The organism is Amycolatopsis sp. NPDC006125, assembly GCF_040614195.1.
In the GTDB taxonomy this organism is placed as follows: domain Bacteria; phylum Actinomycetota; class Actinomycetes; order Mycobacteriales; family Pseudonocardiaceae; genus Amycolatopsis_E; species Amycolatopsis_E tucumanensis.
This window is the reverse complement of sequence record NZ_JBEXTZ010000069.1, coordinates 30,847-48,252: the sequence shown is the minus strand read 5'-3', so window position 1 is coordinate 48,252 and position 17,406 is coordinate 30,847. Positions and strand designations below refer to the sequence as shown.

Below are 17,406 nucleotides of genomic sequence, written 5' to 3'. Positions count from 1 at the left end.
AGCCGCGACGGCGTCGCCGCGCGGGCGGGTCGGCCGCGCAGCCCGGCGACGATGAGCAGGACGCCGATGGCCACGCCGGCGCCGAACAGGCCGAACAGGGCGGCGGTGGCGGTCATGGCGTCCACCACCCTTCGCGGCGCTCGAACAGGTCCGGGTCGTAGCCCGCCTCGACGAGCAGGTCGACAGTGGCGGTGCGCAGCGGCGCACCCGGCACGGCGCGCAGGTCCGGGCCGGGTCGCCAGACCTCGTTGCTGATGATCTGGGCGCCGTCGGCGCCGACGACTTCGCGGATGGAGGACACGACCCGCTTGCTGGGATCGTTGCGGGGTTTCTCCAGGTGCACCACGAAGTGCAGCGCCGCGGCGACGAGCAGGTTGGTCGCTTCCATCGGCAGCCGCTCCGGGCCCTGCACGGCGTAGGCGGCCAGCTTGGTGAACGCGCCCTGGCTGGAGCTGCTGTGCAGGGTGCCCATGCTGCCGTCGTTGCCCATGGACATCGCGTTGGTCAGCGGGATGACCTCCGGGCCGCGGACCTCGCCGACGATGACCCGGTCCGGCGACATCCGCAGGGACTGCCAGACCAAGTCCGACAGGGAGATCTCGCCTTGGCCCTCGATGTTCGGTTCGCGGGCCTGCAGCGCGACCACGTCCGGGTGGGCGTCGGCGTCCTCGCCGAGACCGAGCTCGAAGACGTCCTCGATGGTGATCAGTCGCTCCCACGGCGGGATGGCCGACGCCAGGCCGCGCAGCAGTGTGGTCTTGCCGATCGCCGTGCCGCCGGTGACCAAGATGTTGCGTTTGGCCTGCACCAGGGCTTTCAGGAAGCTTTCCAGGGCGAGGTCGATGGTGCCGTTCTCGCGCAGCTCGGCGAGGGTGACTTTGGCGAACCGGTGCCGGCGGATCGACACCGACGGCCGCGTAGTGACCGCCATGACCGCCGAGACGCGCTCACCCCCGGGCAGCTGGAAGTTCACGATCGGACTGCCGCGGTCAAAGCGGCGCTCCTCCACCCCGCTGCGGGTGGCCAGGTCGCGGATGAGCTCGATCAGCTCGGTATCCGAGCCGACGACCGGCGGCAAACGGTTGCGGCGGCCGTCGGCGTACTTGACGAAGACGCGGTCGCCGTTGATGTTGATGTTCTCGATGTCGGTGTCAGCCAGCAGTGGCTCCAGGCCGGCCAGACCGAAGACCTCGTCGAGGACCTGGCCGATCAGCCGCTGCTCGACCTCGGGTGCCACGAGCATCCCGCCGGTGGCGGAATTGCGCAGCTCGGCCTGGGCGTGTGCCTCGGCCGCGTCGGTCAGGATCGCCTCGGCCAACCGCCGGCGTGCTGGGGCGTCCATCGGTGGGCGGCCGGCGGTCTCGTCGGCCCGAATGCGCCTGCTGAGCTGGGTCGACAACTCGTCGCGCAGGTGCTGCCGCAGCCGTGCCACCGCTGCTGCCTCTCCCGCGGGCCGGTGGGGAAGCTCCGACGGTCCAGGCATGTGCTGGGCAGCCAGGTTCGGGCCGGCGCCGTTGGTCGACGCCGTCAGGCGCGGATCGCCGAGCTCAGGCCGGGTCATGGCGTCGCCCCGTTACGGGTCTGCGGCCCGAGCCGTTGCAGAGCGGCACCAGAGGCCGGCTCACCCAGAACTGCCAGCCGCAGGTGCGGTGCACGGGCGCCGTTGGTGGCCGGCTGGCGGCCGTGCGAGTAGAGGTTGAGCGCGATCCTGGCGGCGGCGCGCCCCAGCGGGGACTTGTCCGGCCCACGTCGGCCGGTGCCCTGGCCGCACAGCACCGCGGCGCCCTTGTCGTCGCGCGGCACACGACCCATCACCGGGATGCGCAGCGCCTGGGAGACCTCCGTGGTCGGGTAGCCGTCCCCGACCAGGACGAAGCACGGGCGGCGCGACCACTGCTGGGCGGCCTGCAGCTTGAGCGCGACGTGGGCGAGCTCGTCGTCATGCGGGCGGGCGACCAGCAGCATCGCGTCCGCGCTGCGGATGATCGGGAACGCGAGTGAGTCCGGATCGACTCGGCCGCAGTCGGCGATGACCGTGGTCTCCGACTGGTCGGCGGCCCGGCGCAGCGGCGATGACGGCCCCGACGCCAGCACCGCCAGGGCGGCGCGAGCTTGTTCGGCGCCGACCGGGCCGAGCACCACCCGCAGGCCGCCGGGGAGAAGCTGGGTGTGCCGGGCGAGCACGTTCGGGTCGGCGCCGCTACGGCCGCGTGCAGCCGCGGCCAAGCTGACCAGGCCGGGTGTGTCCGGCAGCCGGAAGCGAGCCATCAGGTCACCGCCGGCTGGGTCGACCTCGACCACGATCGGATTCTCCTGCCCCGGCCACCGGGCGCCGAGCGCAGTCGCCAGGGTGGTCACGCCCGGCGACCCTTTCAGCGAGCAGACGGCGATGAGCATCAGCGGCCTCCTCCCGCGATCGCGACCAGACTGAGTTGCCCCGGCGGGGCTGAGGCCAGCGCGCGAGCATCCGATTCGGATAGTTGCAGCGACACTACGGTCGTCTGCTCGGTCTCGCGCGTGGCAATGCCTGTCACCACCGCGGTCCACGACGACGTCTGCCCGGTTCCAGTCGACGTGCCAGTCGTCGTGCCCTGCCCCGGAGTGGTGAGCACGGCGACCGTGGTGCCGGGCGACAAGTCAGGCGGGAACTGTCCCGGCTTCAATCCCACGGCAGCGATTGCCTTGCCCTGCGCTGGAATCTGCGGCGCGCCGAGAACCGAGCGGGTCACGAGCGAGCCGGCGGGAAGACTGAACGCGACCGGCTGTCCCACCACTGTGGACGCAGCCGATGCGGGCATCACGTCCATGCCGGAGTCGGCGGCGATGCTCACCTGCTTGAGGTCCTGGGCGGTGAGGACCTGCCCCACCGCGACAGGACGAGCCAGTGCCAGAACGCTTTCCCGGTTGCCCAGCTGCATTCCGGCGAACACGCCGCCGGCCGCGCACACCAGGACCAGCAGGACACCGAGCAACAGGTAGGGCACGCTGCGGCGCCGGCCGCCACCGCTCAACCGTGAAGGAGTCTTGCCGTCCCGGCCGGCCCACGCGTTCGGCGACGCCGGATTCTGCGTCGTCGTGTCCGTGCTGGTCGAACCTGCGGTAGTGGTCACACCGACCTCCTTCAGGCATGACGCCATCGCGACGCGTCGACTCGGGTGTTCGACGTGCCTTGCTCAACAGAGTTGTTTCGTTGTGCACGCCCCGCCCTCGTGAGGCGGGAGGCTTCGGTTCAGCCCGTCGCGATTCCCTGGCTCTCCGCCACGCGGAACGCCACCGAGGCCGACGTCGTCATGTTCGGGAACGTGCCGCCCTGGCCCGCGCCCGACCACGTCACGGTCCAGTTCACCGTGGCGGTCACCGGGAACGCGTCCGCGCGCTGGCCCGCCGACGATGTCTCGTAGGTGTAGCCGCAGTCCGGCGACGCGCTCTTCGGATCACCACCCGCTGGGAACGGTGAGCCAGGGCCAGTGCAGGTCACCGAGCCGCCGTCACCCATCGACCAGGTCACCGAGGTCGGCTTCGCCACTGCGGTCACCGAAACACCCGGTACGGATGCGGTGGCCGAGACATCGCCCCAGCTGCTGTGGTCCAACCACAACCAGGTCGGCAGGCTGACCAGCTGGTCACCAGCCGGATTCGCCTTGATCTTCGGCGTCGGCAGCCGCAGCTGGTTCCGCGCCTGCGCCGCGAGCTCGGCCGGCGACGGCAGCGGCACCGGGCTCGGCTGACCGTCCGCAATCCAAACTGGCGGCCGGTACAGCGTATCCGCGACGCCGGGCCCGGTGCACTTGTAGACATACCAGGCGCCGGATGGCGGCTGGGCCTGCCCGAACCGCGGTTGCGCGACCACGAACTGCACGGCGGCCGGCTCGCTCCGTGGCCGATACACCGCAGGTACCGCCGGGACCACACCGGTCTTTGGCGGGACATGGAAGGCCGCCGGCTGCGCGCCTCCCGGCGGCGGGCCTTGATAGTCGCTGCGTTCGTACCCGCACTGGGCCAGATTGGCGTTACCGCCAGTGATCGTATCGCCGTTGGCGTTGGCGTTCGCCCGGCCAGTGTCGGGGTTGTTCTCGCCGGGGTTACGGGAATTGCTGTTTCCGTTGCCCTGGTTGCCGTTTCCCGGCCGGGGGTTCTTGCCCGCGCCGAGTTCGCAACCAGGGTTGGGATATTGGCTGCAGTCGGTGTATCCCCAGCCGCCGTCCGCGAGAGCGGGGACCGCACTCGCCATGATCACGGCAGCGGACAGCCCGACTGCGATTCCTAGCCGCTTCAACACGTGCCCACCGCCTCCACTGCAAAGCGGGTGACCCTCCACGTGCCGTCCTGCTGCTTCTTGACTTCCGCGGTGATCGAGCGTCGCCCGCCGGGCGTATCGTTGAGCAGCTGGCCATCCTTGTACTTCAACCAGGCGCTGTCGTCTCCGCAGTCCGAGATCATGACCGTGGCCGGGGCATCCGGCGGATCCACGCTAGAAACCTGGGGATTGGTCTTCGGCTCTCCCTTCGTCACGACACCGTTGAGGTGGTCGGTGTACAGGCTGCGGTTGATCACCCCGAGCGCGTCGCCGGTGGCATACTTCGCTAGCTCGGGCGACTGCCAGTCCGACGTCTCACCGGCCTTGGCCATCTGCCGCCACATTCCGGTATAGGCGGCCGTCGCCTGCTCACCAGCTCGCATGGCCGGAGAAACCGGTGACGGCGAGCTGGTGGGTGTCAGTGACGCCCCTGCCTCCCGAGTAGTGCCACCAGGTACCGGCGACGAGTCCGGACTGCAGGCCGCAAGCACCAGTGCCGCGATTCCGCAGAACACGATCCCCGCCTGGTGCCGGGTGTTGCGGCGACGTGTGTTGCCCCCAGCCACACCAACCCCCTCAGATAGGCAAGTTCGTCCTTGTACTGTGTTACACCTAACGCCTACCTGGTGTCCCCCAGGAGACTGCAATGTCCCAATGGGGGGACACAGGTGTCACAACAGACAAAGCAGAGCAAGATCCACCCGATTGGACTAATGCGGAGCGTGCAAGCGCCACGAGGCATTAGCCGGTGCTAGACCGAATGACCACAAGCAGGAGCCAGAGGGGGTACATCATCAGGCGTTTCGTCACACCGGCAGTACGGGCACCTGCAGCACCGATCAGATGACGATCACGGCGAGCGTCACCGGCTGGGCCATGGTCGGGTTCGTCGTGGTCGGCGCGATGCACGCTGGGCTCCGCCGCTTTCCATACTTCGGGACGGGAACGGAGCGGATCGCCCCGCCAGCAGTGCTCGAACTGGTTGGCGCGGTCTTGTTCGCCGCGATGGCCTGGCGATTTGCTTCTCAAGTTGATCTTTTCGCTTACTCTTGGTTCGTCGCCGTGGGTGTCCTGCTCGCCGCTCTCGACTTGAAGATCGGTCGGCTGCCCACGAGGCTTCTGCAGCCCGGCGGGCTCGCACTAGCTGCGCTCTTCGGACTGACCGCCGTCGTTCACGAGGACGCACACTCGATCATCCGCTCCGCGGCCGGCCTGTTGGTGCTCCTGGTGTTCTACGGAGCGCTCTACTTTCTCCTGCCGGGTCACCTAGGTGGTGGTGACCTTCGACTCGGCGGCCTTCTGGGGGTCGCGCTCGGTTGGGCAGGCTGGACGGCATTGCTGTACGGCACCCTCCTCGGTTGGCTAGCCGCTGCGCTTGCGCTGCTCGTACTCCGCGTCATTCGAGAGCCTGAGTCGGCCAGGGAGATACCGCTCGGCCCTTTCTTGATCTTTGGGGCGCTCGTCGCCCTCCTGGTCAGCCCTGCACTCTGAGAGCCTGCTGCTGACGCGGGTGGCCGTCGTGATCGATCTGCTCAGGAACGCTTCCTCGTCGGCAAAAAGGGTTCGTGCTCGGCTTGGCGGGCGCCTGAGCGTCTCAGACTAACTGCCACGCACGCGAGGACCTCAGATGTCCGGTGACCATGGGGGGCAAGTACTGCTGCGTGTTCGTCTCGCACGTACTCGGAGAGATCAGCTGAAAAGCGGAGTGAGCCCAAGGCAGGCTCGACCAGCCGCGGAACTCGTCAGTGTCCCGTCATTTCGTGGAGCCGCTGCGCTATGCCGTCGAGCATCCGGTCCACGGCGTAGTCGAACAGTTCGCCGAAGTAGTCCGGGTTCCTCTTCGGGTCATTGAGCCGGTCCTGGACCGATTCGTTGAGCGTGGCCAGCGCGTCAAGGTTCGGGTCGGACGTCAGGGCACCCCACCCGCCGGCGATCTGGGCCCTCACCGCGCTCGCGTGGCGTTGGTCATCCTCCAGCGAGACGAACAGGCATGCCTGGCTGATGAGCAGTCGGCACACCAACGCTGCCTCGTCCTGCTCAAAGCCAGCGCCGAGGAGCGACCTCATCGCGGCGTCCACTGTCGGTCCGCCGGTCTCGGTCGAAGGTCCACTGAGCGCGACCCGGCGCGCGACGCCCGGATACTGCACGAATACCGCGCGCAGGTTCGTGAGGAACCGGCGCCACCAGTCCGACCACGGCAGGTCCGCCTCGGGGAGCTGGTACTTCGCGAGGACGCGGTCGACGACCGCGGTCACGACCGCTTCCCGATCGCCCACGTGGTGGTAGATCACTGCGGGGTAGACGTCCACCGCGCTGGCGAGCTGCCGCAGGGTCCACGTTTCGACGCCGTGCCTGGCGGTCAACTCAAGTGCAGCATCGATGATGTGGTCCGGGGTGACCGCGGGTAGACCCGCGGCGACCCGGGAACGCGGCCGGCCGAGCATGAGGGTCAAGCCTTCCAGGGGGTGTCTGATCCCGTGAAGACGACAGCTCCAGTGGTGTTGAGTCGGTTGTGGCTGTGCTTTTCCACGATCGCTTCCAGGTCATCGATCACCTGCGTGGCGACACGGTTGTCGGTGACGATCGCGTTATAGATCAGTGAGAAGAAGATCGGCGAATTGTCCATCACACACGTTTTGAGGTGTACGGCCTCCTCGTGATGGCCGATGACCGCCTGGTAGTCGTTCGCGAAGTCGGTCATGATCTCGGCGTCGTCCCCGACCAGGTTCACGGTGAGGAAGATCTGATCATCCTTCGGGCTCTCGCCCACCCTATGGCCCCGCTCCTCGGGCTCGTGTTGAAGGAGCTGTTCTGGCTGGCCGACGGTCCCGAGCATCACCGTGATCCGCTCGGCGTGCTGGTAATCGTCCTGGTCATCGTCGGAGTGGGGCCACCACTGGTCAAGTAGATCCATCCGCGCGTCGACCAGGGCGGGGTCTTTCAGGTCGACCACGTGCACACCCCGCCACCGGTGGAAACCGATGCGCTCTAGCATCGCGCCAGCTCGCAGGCTGGTCAGCTCTGCGGCCTCGCGGTCGTTGCCGTTGGCTTTGAGGAAGTCGAGCGGGGACACACGGCATGCCGCGAGCCGGGCGTTTGGCGCGAGGATGCGCAGCGCACTAGCGGTGAGCGCCGCGCCAAGACTGTGTCCTCGCCAGGCGGGCTCCACGCCGATCGACCGGACCATGACCATGCGCGGCGGACCGGCGTTGATCATGCCGTCCAGTTCGGGGTGCAGCTTGCCCTGGTTTGGGTCGATCACTGTCTCCGCGATGAACTCCAGGGCCCACTCGCCCAGGACGACGGAGTCGAGAAGGTTTCGTTCCCTCGTGAGGTCAGCGATGGCCAGCTTGATGTCCCCGACGTGCTCGAAGCCGTGGGGGCAGATGTCCAGATCGGAGATGTCCGCCGAGACGTCCCACTGCTCCGGCTGCTCGTCCTCGTCGTCGATCTGCCACCAGAATCGGCTGTGATTGAGCGCGAGTTCGATCGACAGCGGGTTGGCCGGAAGGTCAGGCACCATGGCGCTACTACCTCCACTGCCGAAGCGGTGCGTCTAAGTCGAGGTCCTCGGTTGGCCAGAGGTGCGCTCCGCCCGCCACCCAGTCGTGGAGAGGGCGCCGCTGGGGCGTGGCGTAAGCCTCGAAGTCCGGTTCTGGCGGCCACGGGGTGAAGCTCGGTCCCGGTGGCTGCTGATCGATCGCCGTGTATTCCTCCTTGGGCCGCGCTTGGCGGAGCCTCAAGCAGGAGAAACGTTGGTTCGAGCACCGGATGTCCAGGCGTGTTCCCATGAAGGGGCCCTCCGTCCGCTTGTGTGGTTTGAACGAAGGTCAATCGTGTCAAACGTCCCTCAGTGGGTGCAAGCGTAACCTTCGTAGCTAAACGTAGTTCTTCGTTACAGAGAGCCCCCAATGGGTGCTTTTGTGCGGCATCGTGGCTACGTGGCTCGAAACGATCTTGTTCCCACCGGCGTCGCCGCACAGGCGATCGGCGTCACGCGGAAGACGCTTAACCGCTGGTGGGACGACGGGCTCGTGAAGCCTGAGGTCGTCACGCCAGGGGGCCACGGGCGGTGGGATATCGACAAACTGCGTAAGCAGTTAGAGAACCTTCAAGAGCGCGACGAGTAGGCCAACCAGGCCATCGCCACCCGAATGGCCTAGCGATGTCCCCGAGGCCAAGGGGCGAGCCCGATGAGCTGCTCAACGAGCTACTTGTGTCCCGCCGATCAGCGCGCCGCGGTGAAGGGCCAGTCGGTCGTAGTTGAGGCTTGCCCGTGCGGGGCGCCGAGACGACCCACGTTCGGGGTACGGTGCCCCTCCTCCACTGACTTGGTGCCTCAGCCCCAGTTGAGGTGCTGCTCAGGACACGGGATCCCTTCTTGGAATTGGTGAAGGAAGGCAATGGTCTCCGATCGCGGTTCGTCCTTCAGTTTCGTTTGAGGTAGGGGCGCCGGGTGGCGGCACGGATGGGGTGCGTCAGTGGAAAGCTCGGGGGCAACACAGGGGGCAACGGCAGTGTCGACCGATCGGCCGGGTTCGTGGGCCGCATGTCCCGATCCACGAGCGGCCACGCGGGACTGCATTCGGCTTGGGCCAGAAGGTCGGCGACGGGACGTCGGGTTCTGCGCCATCGCCGCCAGCGGCGCCAGCGTCGGATCGCGGCGAAGACCACGGCCATCGCGACGATGGTGGCTTGGAGGATCACCCAGAACTGCACATTCGGCGACATCCCGCGGCCCCAGTTCTCAGGTCTGGAACACCGGGAGTACACCCGGTCCGTCGACATCGGATCGCGGCATCGACTCCGTCAGGACGAGCTCGGTCAGGAGGTCCGCCGCGGCGGGCAGGTCGGGCACCACGAAGACGCGCGGGTGAGCCCGGAGGTGATCAGGGACGGTCACCTCGCGGGTGTTGGCGAGGATGGCGGCGCGGCAGCCGGCATAGAGGGCACCGAGGATGTCCTCGGGGATCCGGTCGCCGATGTGGACGAGGTCGGCGACCGTCGCGCCGAGGCGATCGGCCGTGCGGGTCCAGCACAGGAACTCAGGTTTGCGGGCTCGCAGCTCGAAGCTGGGGCAGATCGCGGTCAGGTGCTCGCCGCAGTGCTGCTCAAGCTGGCCCATCCGCTCCCGGCCGCCGAGCACGGACAGGTTTGGCAGCGCGGCGATTGGGCCGAGCGTCGCCAGACGAGCCAGAGCATCGATCGCGCCGGGATAGGGGGTGAACCCGGCTGTCCAGGTGCCGGTCCAGTCGGCCGGCCAGGCGTCCGGAGCGATCAGCAGCCTCCGGCAGGCCAGTTCGCGTAGCTCGTCGGTGACGGTGGGTGCGACCGAGAAGAAGTCGCGGTCGATCTCGGCGGCGTTGGCCGGGGCGTCGGCGATCGTGGCGAGGACCTCGCCGGCGCTGGGGCCGGTGTAGGTGCCGATCACGCCGCCGACATCGACGGTGATCGCGAGGCTGGCGTTCATGTCGGGAAGTGGCCCTTCTGTAGGTCGAGGGAGAAGCGGATCGCGGCGTGGTCCATCACCGTCGGCGGGTGCCGGAACGGCTCGACCCGGAAGGTTCCGGGCACGAGGCAGTCGGCGCCGGCCCGGTTGGCCATCACGAGGTCCTTGCGTGCGGCGGTAGCGCCCTCGACGCGGGGAAGCACGGTTGGGGTGAGGGCGTCATGCTCGCCGTAGCGGTAGGCGGCGACCTCGGCCAGGTCCACGATCTCCCGGCCGTTAACCCGGGACTGCGTCTCGTTGTCCCACCAGCCGAGCAGGAAGTCCAGCGGGGCGGTGTCGTCACTGACGTCCTTTGGACGTTGGCCGGGCTGCCACCGTCCGTCGTGATACCGCTTGGACGCTGGCACCTTGCTGTAGTCCGTCGCCTGCCGCGGCCGACCGTTGGGCATGGTGGTCTTGCCGCCGTCCGCGGCGACGTTGGTGTCGCCCAGCAGGAACACCGGGAATCGCAGGTCGCCGATGAAGGAGACCTCCTGCGCTTGCGTCATGCGGAAGGCGGGCAGGTGGTGGAAGTGGATCGGCAGCAACCCGAAAACGTGCCCGCTCCCGGCATGACGGGCCTGCATCCAGTTGCGTTTGTCCTCGGCGTGCCGGGGCAGGCCGTAGCCGAAGAACGTCTCGATCCGCACCACGCCCGGGTCGTAAAGAACCACCGGCCCGAACTCGCCCCGTGGGAGGCTGCCCAGCTCGGCCGCCAGCGGCCGACCGGTCGCGGCCGCGAGCGCGTTCGCGAGGGCGTGTTTGCCCATGCCGCCGTCGAAGGCGTAGCGGTTGCCCTCGCACACCACGACCAGATCGCAGAACTGCGCGTCAGCAGCCACCACCTCCACGCACGGACGCATGTCGAACCGGCCATGCGGCTGGCGGCCGCCCTCCTTGAAGTTGATAAGCGTGGCGTTGATCCGGCTCATCCCGATCTCCTCGGCAGTGCCCGAAGGCCGTTGAGAACGTGCTGCAAGACCGTGCGATCGGGTCGCCTTGCCCCGTAGAGGCCGTGTTCGATCTCATCGACGGGGACTGCATTCGGATCCGAGGACGCGAGCGATGCGCACTGCGGGATCGCCCTCGGTGGGGGAAGTGGCTCGGGGGCCGTTCGCCGTTCGAGTTCAGGCATATCACTGTCCATTCCGCATCGAATGTGGGGTCAATGGGGAGGGACCTGGCCGCGACGTTCGAGCAGCGAGTAGCACCAGCGCTCGCGAGCGCTTCCACCACCGCGGGCGACTGCGAAGCCAGCGACGTCGAGTGGGCATAGCGGTGGGCGCTTCCTTTCAGGACGCGGTGGTCACGCGCGGATACGTTGGGCGGTCGCTTGTAGCTCGCCAGCCAGCTTCTGGAGCTGGTCGTGGAGGTGTTGAGTGAGCTCTGTTCGGGTGCCGTGAATGGCGGCGACGATGTCGGCTTTGCCGGTGTCGGCGACGATCGCCCCGGCTTGCGCGGCAACACCGGCGAGCTCGGTATCCAGTTGCTCGACCAGGCCGAAGGGCAACGCGGTGGCTGCGAGCTGATCCAGCTGCGCAGCGTTGTCGATCAGGCCGCCGCTCACGTGGGTGGCTCCGTGGCGGTTTCTTGCGGCACGGCCGGGGGTGTGGTGGTCGGGGGTGGGATTACGGCGATGGCGCCGGTGCCGAAATGGCTCGCGCCGGGCGGCAGGCGAAGTCCCTGCATCACTCCGTCGACCCGGCGCCACGCCTGCTCGACCGCTGCTGCGCGGTCGAGCAACGGAGGCATCACGACGTGAAACGTGAACGTCTGTTGCCCCGGATGGTAAGTCGCCAGGCTGGTCTCGTTGTCCGCGAAGAAGGCCGTGGTGAGTTGGTCGACCAGCTCCTCGAACAGCTGAGGGGTCGAGCATTCGAACCGGCGAGTGATCTCAACTTCATAGCCGGTGAGCACGCTGTTGCTCATGGTGCGGACCTCCGGGTGTGGCAGCCGCGAGCGGCGACTCGGCGCAGTTGGCCCAGCGCCGCGGTTGCGTTGCGAGGCGTGGAGGCAACGATCACCGTCGGGCAGTCACCACAAGGGCAATGCGCATGAAAATGTCCGTTTCTGCGCTGTTCCACGCCGTATCCGAGCTCCTCGATCTTGCGCAGGCCAGCCTCGATGTCTTTGTGCTGGTGCCGACGTCGTGTGACGTTCGCGAGCGTCACGGCGCGCCATGGCTCTGCCGACAAGGGTGTCGCGGGCGGGGAGGAGGTGTTTGCGGCGCGGATATCGGCGGCGGTGGCGCGCAGCGTGTGTTGGATCCGCTGCAGGCCGGCGCGGGCGTGCTCGATCGTCTCGGTTCGCCACAGCTGCATCCGGCCCAGCAACTCCTCGCCCGCGCCGGTTCCTGCGACCAGGCCCGCGGTGAGCTGCTCGACGGCGACCAACTCCTCATCGAGGTCGTTCACAGTGCCTAAGGGCAGCGGCAGGTGCTCCAGCGTGCTTGCCGCGACCGCCAGCCCGGTCACCGCTCGGCCCCGCCGTCCGTGCTGGGTTTGCGTGCCACTCCGCCCAGCAGGCACGAACCCGCCGGATCAGCGGCCAGCTCCCGCGTCGCCGGGGAATCGATGAGGTCCGGCCGCCACTGCGGCACCCAAATCAGCCCGGCGCCGGCCAGCTCGAAGTCGCCGAACAGCGCCGCGACCTCGGCACGGCTGCGCAGCACAGCCGGTGTCGTGGTCGTCCGATAGAGCTCGGCGACGGCGCGGATCTGCGGCGCGATCAGCACCGGCACACCGTCGTCGGTGGCGTGCGTCATCACCAGCGCCGAGCCCGGCGGAAGCAGCGTGCGGTAGGCCGCGAGCACCCGCCCCAGCCCAAGCCATGCCTGGTCGTGATCGGGGATGAAATGCAGCACCGCGCCGAACACCAGCGCGACCGGCCTGGTCGGATCGAACACACCGGACGCGATGGCGTCCTCCCACACGCCCTGCACATCACGTACATCACGATGCACGGCAGCCAGCCGTTCCCGATCTTCGTCGGCGGTGATCGCGAGCTTCGCCGCGGCCACCGGCTCGAAATCCACGTACACCACCCGAGCGTCCGGATCGACCGCCTGGACCGTCTCGTGCAGGTGCGGCTCCGCCGGGATTCCCGCCCCCAGATCAAGGAACTGCGCAACACCCGTCCGCGCGAGGGCTGTGACGGCACGGTGGACGAACTCGCGATTCGCGCGAGCGATGAGCGACACGCTCGGCATCGCCTCCGCCACGGCCGCGGCGAAGCAGCGATCGATCGACCAGTTCTCGCGGCCATCTCGATAGGCGTCGTAGATCCGAGCGGCACTGGGCGACTCCAAATCCAGCGGCGGAGTCGCGCGCCCGGACGTGGGCAAACCCTCGAACGGACTGAACACCCCTGATCTCCCCTTTTCGCAGTAGGCACTAGATTTGCGGTGAGCGATGGGCGGGCGCGTCATGGCGGGGACTCCGCATCTGGATCGACGCGCATGCCGGTCGCGGCGAGGAACTGATGTGATGCAGCAAGAACGGTCTCGCGAGCGACGCCGGTCAACCCGCTTCGCGTGGTGCGCAGCCACGCCCGCAACCGAGCCACGTACGCCAACCACACCCGCTCCGCCCGGAGTCCGAGGTGCGGATCTCCACCACGGGCTGCGTGCCACGCATCGATCAACGGCCCCGGCCACCCAGCTGCGTCACCGCGCGGAGCGATCCCCGCAGACTCGTCGCATTCAGCCCGGATCTGGGCAAGTACACGGGCCGGGACCGCCGCATCGAGGCTGTGGTCCTCAACCCACGACGCGATCGCTCGGCCTTCGCCTGCAGGGCTCGCAGCCGCTAGCCCCAGCGCAGCCCTGATCAGCTCGATCGCCAGGGCACGCTCCGGGACAAAGGTCCGTGTCGTCGGGTCGACCGGCAGAAATCCCAAGGCTGGCGCGCACAGCGAGCGCAGCACATGCATCGCGAGCAACCGCTGCCACCACGGCACCATCACCGGGACACACACCGCGCCGGGACGTCGTTGCCGCAGCAGTTCGCTCACCGCTTGGCCGAGCGCCGCTTCGGGACCCACGTCCTCAGGCTCGTCCTGACCCGCCATGAAGTCCGGGTCCAAGAGCACCGCCACGCTGGCCCCTATGCGCTGCGCGTGTCCTAGGCCGGCGGTCACCATCTCGCCCCACCGCGCGCCCGGTATCGCTAGCACATCCCAGATCCGGTGTCCGCCGGGATCGTGCACAGCACGACCGACTCGCCCGTCGTGGTCCGCGCTTCCGTCCACCACCAGAACGCAGACCGGCCGGTCTTTCACGACGCCGGTCAGCGCCGGGCCAGCGCGACGCACCGCCAGGCCAGCCGCTCGGGCGCGGTGGAGGACGGGCACCACGACTAAGACTGGCCCCGGCGACACAGAAGACGGGAAGACGGCACGACGACCGGCGCGGGAGGGGGCGTCCACCATGCCAGCCATCGCGCCGCCCGTCCCCACGTCCGGCAGGCTCGGCGAGGGGGAGCGAGCACTGCCGAGCGTGAGATCAACACCACCAGTACTGCAGAGTCCAGCGCGGGTGGTGGGGCGCATATACGGGACGGACTTCATACCGAGGACCCAGCCGTACGGTTCGTCACAACGACAGCCGCGCGGAGGGCGGTCCCACCGTCGGGCACTAACCCCGCTTCCCGCATCGTGGCGAGCTCCTGCGCGAGTGCTTGTTCGAGACGGCGTGCCCGGTTGCCAGCTCGCCACGGCTCGGGCGCTTTGACGGTCGTCGGCCGCTGAAGGTGAGCGGGCACGACTGCGAGGCGCGGCGGTTCGAACGAGGATGCCGGGTGATCGGGGTGATCTGGGTGAGGAAGATTGAGAGCCGCGAGCAGAGTTGGCTCGGGGTCGTTCCCATAGGCCCAGACCACCTTGCGCGGGGCGAATGGGTCGAAACTCGCCTCGCGGATAGCGCGGACCGCAGTAACCCGGCCGGGCGGGGTGATGGTGATCAAGTCGACGTGGCGGTCCCAGTAATAGGCGGCAACCAGTACCGCTGGGTCACCGCGGTCACCGCAGAGGTAGAAGAGAAACCCGTCGTCCGCCACCCGGCGCAACAGCGCGTCGACATGTCCCGGCCACTGGTACTTCGTCGTCAACCGGCGGGTCGGTTGGCCCGTGTTGGGCGTCGCATCCACGCTCTGCAGCGGGACGGCCGGCTCTCCGGTCATCTCCCGCGCCGAGCGCATCAAGCACCCCATCTGCTGCCCCTCTCCCGCTGCTCATCGCGATCGCGATGAGATCAATAGTCAACCGGAGCGGGGGATTTCATGGAACCAGCCAACAAACGTCCATTTAGCAGCCAGCGACCGTCCACAACCGACCAATGGGAGAGGCGTTGGGAAGCTCGACACCACGACGACGAAATAATAGGGTGAGGATGTTGCAACGCTCAGAGAGGAATCACAGGTGGCACGGATCGAAGCGGTCTTCTTCGATGTTGGCGAGACGCTGGTCGACGAGACTCGCGAGTACGGGACATGGGCCGACTGGCTCGGTGTTCCGCGCCACACGTTCTCCGCTGTGTTCGGCGCCGTGATCGCGCAGGGAAAGGACTACCGGGAAACGTTCCAGGTTTTCAGGCCCGGGTTTGACCTCGCACTGGAACGCGAGCGCCGCGCGCAAGCGGGACAACCCGAGTCCTTCGGGGAAGAGAACCTTTACCCGGACGCACGCCAATGCCTGCACGAGCTGAAAGCCGCCGGGATACGAGTCGGACTGGCCGGGAACCAGACTGCACGAGCGGAGCAGATCCTCAAGGCTTTGGCCCTACCGGTCGACGTGATCGGCACGTCAGACAGTTGGGGCGTAGAGAAACCCTCCGTTGACTTCTTCAGCCGCGTGATTGAGGAAGCTGGCGTGCCAGCTGCCTCCGTCCTGTATGTCGGCGACCGGTTGGACAACGATGTCAAGCCTGCACAGCAGCTCGGCATCGCAACCGCCCTGGTCCGTCGCGGCCCGTGGGGTCACATCCTTCGTGACCCTGTGGTGGAGGAGCAGTGCTTGTTCTCGCTGGACGGCTTGCGCGAGCTCCCCGCTCTTGTGCGCGGGCACAACGCGATGCGCAAGTGATCAAGCTTCGCTGGCGGAGGCAATTTCGAGGGCGTTGAGCCTCTCGTCCAGCTCGGCGACGTAGCGCGTGGCGCTTAAGGCGTTCCGCACCTCAACCGCGCGCTGCGTCGCCATGCCGTAGCGCGTCGCCATCGCCTGATCGCAAGCTTGACGCGCAGTTGCGGCTGCGGATTCCGCGTCGAACGACGCCTGCGCACTGGCGAGGTCGAAGAGCAGGACACCGCGCTGCTTGTCCGATGTGTCGGCGGCGTCGCTCAACGCGGCTTCGAGCCTATCGGCTGCCGCACGATGCTGGCCCGCCAGCAACAACGCGTTGCCCGCGAATCCGTCGAGTCGCGAGGAGTCGAAGTAGTCGAGCCATGTCGGATCCGAGCCGTCGCTCACGAGGGCATCCTCTGCGGCGCGGACATGACCGAGGCTGGCCTGCACCTGCCCGGTTCGCGCCGAGACTTCCGCACCGACGCAGTGCAGCCACGAGCGCAGCAACGGCCCCGCACCGCGGGGGAGATGTGCGTACGCTTCGTCCAGGTACTGTTGCGCACCTTGCTCGTCCTGTGCGAACCCGGGGACGAACGCTCGGTGCGCGAGCACAGCGGCAACAAGCGCGTGATCACGCGAGGCTTTCGCGGCGTTCTCGGCCGTGTCGAAGAACTGCTCTGCTCGAACGGTATCCGCCAGGTCGAAGAAGGTGAGCCTCGCCGCGATCAAGGCTTCCTCGGCGACCGCGGCGGCGAGCTGACGGGCGCCGGGCACCTCGACATCACTTACCGTTTGAAGCTTGCGGACGCCTAGCCCTGCATGCGCGACCACCGACGGCAGCAGATCGGAGGCCGAACTGTCCCAGTACATCTGGCGATGAGAGGCGGTTACCGCGGAGTACGCGTCGACCATGCGAGGATCCAGGCGGCTGCCCCGGCCCTCGGCGAGTGTTTCGATCGAGTCCGGGATCTCACGTCCGCTTGCCGCCAACGGCGCCAGACTCATCCCGAAAACGCCCTTGAGAAACAGCTCGCGGCCGAACTGAGGCCCGCCGCCCATCATCTCCAGCATCACCCTCTTCACCAACTCGCCGACCAGGCGTCGGTCGACAGGATCATCGACGTTCGCGGACCGCTCCCGGCTGGGGCGAAGCGCCATCTCTTCGGGAGTCAACAGGCCAAGCTCGGCTGCGGGTTTACCGAAGACCAGAACGAGGTGCTTCTTGTACAGAGGGTCCGGTCGGCGGTCGCCGGACTCCCAACGGCGGACCACGTCGCCGTTGACGCCGGGAGTTCCGTCGCCCGCCTCCGAGACACTGCGGCGGAGCTGCTTGGCGAGCTCGTCGCAACTCCATCCACGCTGCACCCGATGCCATGTCAGTTGCCCATTCGGCGGGTGCTTCGGAACCGAACTACGACGCGTCGCCACCCATCCTCCTTGGCCGAGCCAGCGTGACCTCCCGAACCGAGGATAGCCCGTGATCAGGTCGACGCCAGGACTGGAAGAGGGATGGACGGTCGATGGACGGGTCCTGGACGGTCGCCACCGCCTGGTCCAGTGCGAA

At 67.7% G+C, this 17,406-nt stretch carries 20 protein-coding genes; 4 read left to right on the top strand and 16 right to left on the bottom strand.

Annotated elements, in window-relative coordinates; all coding sequences use genetic code 11:
• Positions 1 to 112: 112 nt before the first annotated feature.
• From ABZ193_RS29520 to ABZ193_RS29500, 5 genes are all read right to left on the bottom strand, one after another.
• Positions 113 to 1,432, bottom strand: coding sequence for an ATPase, T2SS/T4P/T4SS family (locus ABZ193_RS29520; RefSeq protein ID WP_354712290.1), 1,320 nt, complete (start codon positions 1,430 to 1,432; stop codon positions 113 to 115).
• Between the two features lie 125 nt (positions 1,433 to 1,557).
• Complete coding sequence (locus tag ABZ193_RS29515; RefSeq protein ID WP_354712289.1) at positions 1,558 to 2,397, bottom strand: chromosome partitioning protein; 840 nt, start codon at positions 2,395 to 2,397, stop codon at positions 1,558 to 1,560.
• Entirely contained in the window at positions 2,397 to 3,110 is a 714-nt protein-coding gene (locus ABZ193_RS29510) for an SAF domain-containing protein (protein WP_354712288.1), read from the bottom strand. The genes ABZ193_RS29515 and ABZ193_RS29510 overlap by 1 nt, the downstream gene beginning before the upstream one ends.
• Positions 3,111 to 3,229: 119 nt before the next feature.
• A complete protein-coding gene (locus ABZ193_RS29505; RefSeq protein ID WP_354712287.1) occupies positions 3,230 to 4,279 on the bottom strand; it encodes a hypothetical protein in 1,050 nt (349 codons plus the stop codon).
• Positions 4,273 to 4,680: a hypothetical protein gene (locus ABZ193_RS29500; protein ID WP_354712286.1), complete on the bottom strand. Its 408-nt coding sequence runs from the start codon at positions 4,678 to 4,680 to the stop codon at positions 4,273 to 4,275. Before ABZ193_RS29500 ends, ABZ193_RS29505 begins: the two co-directional genes overlap by 7 nt.
• 460 nt (positions 4,681 to 5,140) lie before the next feature.
• Here ABZ193_RS29500 and ABZ193_RS29495 point away from each other — a divergent pair, with 460 nt between their 5' ends.
• Positions 5,141 to 5,788: a prepilin peptidase gene (locus tag ABZ193_RS29495; protein ID WP_354712285.1), complete on the top strand. Its 648-nt coding sequence runs from the start codon at positions 5,141 to 5,143 to the stop codon at positions 5,786 to 5,788.
• Positions 5,789 to 6,039: 251 nt separating this feature from the next.
• On the opposite strand, the gene ABZ193_RS29490 is transcribed toward ABZ193_RS29495, so the two are convergent.
• Positions 6,040 to 6,741 (bottom strand): TetR family transcriptional regulator, encoded by a 702-nt coding sequence (locus ABZ193_RS29490; RefSeq protein WP_354712291.1) that lies wholly within the window; start codon positions 6,739 to 6,741, stop codon positions 6,040 to 6,042.
• Positions 6,742 to 6,746: 5 nt separating this feature from the next.
• Positions 6,747 to 7,820, bottom strand: a complete 1,074-nt coding sequence (locus ABZ193_RS29485; protein WP_354712284.1) for a hypothetical protein — start codon at positions 7,818 to 7,820, stop codon at positions 6,747 to 6,749.
• Between the two features lie 418 nt (positions 7,821 to 8,238).
• On the opposite strand from ABZ193_RS29485, the gene ABZ193_RS29480 reads away from it, so the two are divergent.
• On the top strand, positions 8,239 to 8,427 hold the full coding sequence (locus ABZ193_RS29480) for a MerR family transcriptional regulator (protein WP_354712283.1): 189 nt from the start codon (positions 8,239 to 8,241) through the stop codon (positions 8,425 to 8,427).
• Between the two features lie 617 nt (positions 8,428 to 9,044).
• Here the strand turns inward: ABZ193_RS29480 and ABZ193_RS29475 are convergent.
• From ABZ193_RS29475 to ABZ193_RS29445, 7 genes are all read right to left on the bottom strand, one after another.
• Positions 9,045 to 9,767 (bottom strand): HAD family hydrolase, encoded by a 723-nt coding sequence (locus ABZ193_RS29475; RefSeq protein ID WP_354712282.1) that lies wholly within the window; start codon positions 9,765 to 9,767, stop codon positions 9,045 to 9,047.
• Positions 9,764 to 10,717 carry a hypothetical protein gene (locus tag ABZ193_RS29470; protein WP_354712281.1) on the bottom strand — a complete coding sequence of 318 codons (954 nt, stop codon included), beginning with the start codon at positions 10,715 to 10,717 and terminating at the stop codon, positions 9,764 to 9,766. Before ABZ193_RS29470 ends, ABZ193_RS29475 begins: the two co-directional genes overlap by 4 nt.
• A gap of 374 nt (positions 10,718 to 11,091) precedes the next feature.
• Entirely contained in the window at positions 11,092 to 11,352 is a 261-nt protein-coding gene (locus ABZ193_RS29465; protein WP_354712280.1) for a hypothetical protein, read from the bottom strand.
• Positions 11,349 to 11,714 (bottom strand): hypothetical protein, encoded by a 366-nt coding sequence (locus tag ABZ193_RS29460; RefSeq protein ID WP_354712279.1) that lies wholly within the window; start codon positions 11,712 to 11,714, stop codon positions 11,349 to 11,351. The genes ABZ193_RS29465 and ABZ193_RS29460 overlap by 4 nt, the downstream gene beginning before the upstream one ends.
• Positions 11,711 to 12,259: a hypothetical protein gene (locus ABZ193_RS29455; protein ID WP_354712278.1), complete on the bottom strand. Its 549-nt coding sequence runs from the start codon at positions 12,257 to 12,259 to the stop codon at positions 11,711 to 11,713. Before ABZ193_RS29455 ends, ABZ193_RS29460 begins: the two co-directional genes overlap by 4 nt.
• Positions 12,256 to 13,149 (bottom strand): SAM-dependent methyltransferase, encoded by an 894-nt coding sequence (locus ABZ193_RS29450; RefSeq protein ID WP_354712277.1) that lies wholly within the window; start codon positions 13,147 to 13,149, stop codon positions 12,256 to 12,258. Before ABZ193_RS29450 ends, ABZ193_RS29455 begins: the two co-directional genes overlap by 4 nt.
• A gap of 59 nt (positions 13,150 to 13,208) precedes the next feature.
• Positions 13,209 to 13,880, bottom strand: coding sequence for a hypothetical protein (locus tag ABZ193_RS29445; protein WP_354712276.1), 672 nt, complete (start codon positions 13,878 to 13,880; stop codon positions 13,209 to 13,211).
• Between the two features lie 90 nt (positions 13,881 to 13,970).
• Between ABZ193_RS29445 and ABZ193_RS29440 the strand changes: the two genes are divergently transcribed.
• On the top strand, positions 13,971 to 14,144 hold the full coding sequence (locus tag ABZ193_RS29440) for a hypothetical protein (RefSeq protein WP_354712275.1): 174 nt from the start codon (positions 13,971 to 13,973) through the stop codon (positions 14,142 to 14,144).
• A 203-nt stretch (positions 14,145 to 14,347) separates the two neighbouring features.
• On the opposite strand, the gene ABZ193_RS29435 is transcribed toward ABZ193_RS29440, so the two are convergent.
• Positions 14,348 to 14,980, bottom strand: a complete 633-nt coding sequence (locus ABZ193_RS29435) for a hypothetical protein (protein WP_354712274.1) — start codon at positions 14,978 to 14,980, stop codon at positions 14,348 to 14,350.
• A 220-nt stretch (positions 14,981 to 15,200) separates the two neighbouring features.
• On the opposite strand from ABZ193_RS29435, the gene ABZ193_RS29430 reads away from it, so the two are divergent.
• Positions 15,201 to 15,863 (top strand): HAD family hydrolase, encoded by a 663-nt coding sequence (locus ABZ193_RS29430; RefSeq protein ID WP_354712273.1) that lies wholly within the window; start codon positions 15,201 to 15,203, stop codon positions 15,861 to 15,863.
• On the opposite strand, the gene ABZ193_RS29425 is transcribed toward ABZ193_RS29430, so the two are convergent.
• A complete protein-coding gene (locus ABZ193_RS29425) occupies positions 15,864 to 17,270 on the bottom strand; it encodes a hypothetical protein (RefSeq protein WP_354712272.1) in 1,407 nt (468 codons plus the stop codon).
• Positions 17,271 to 17,406: the final 136 nt, after the last annotated feature.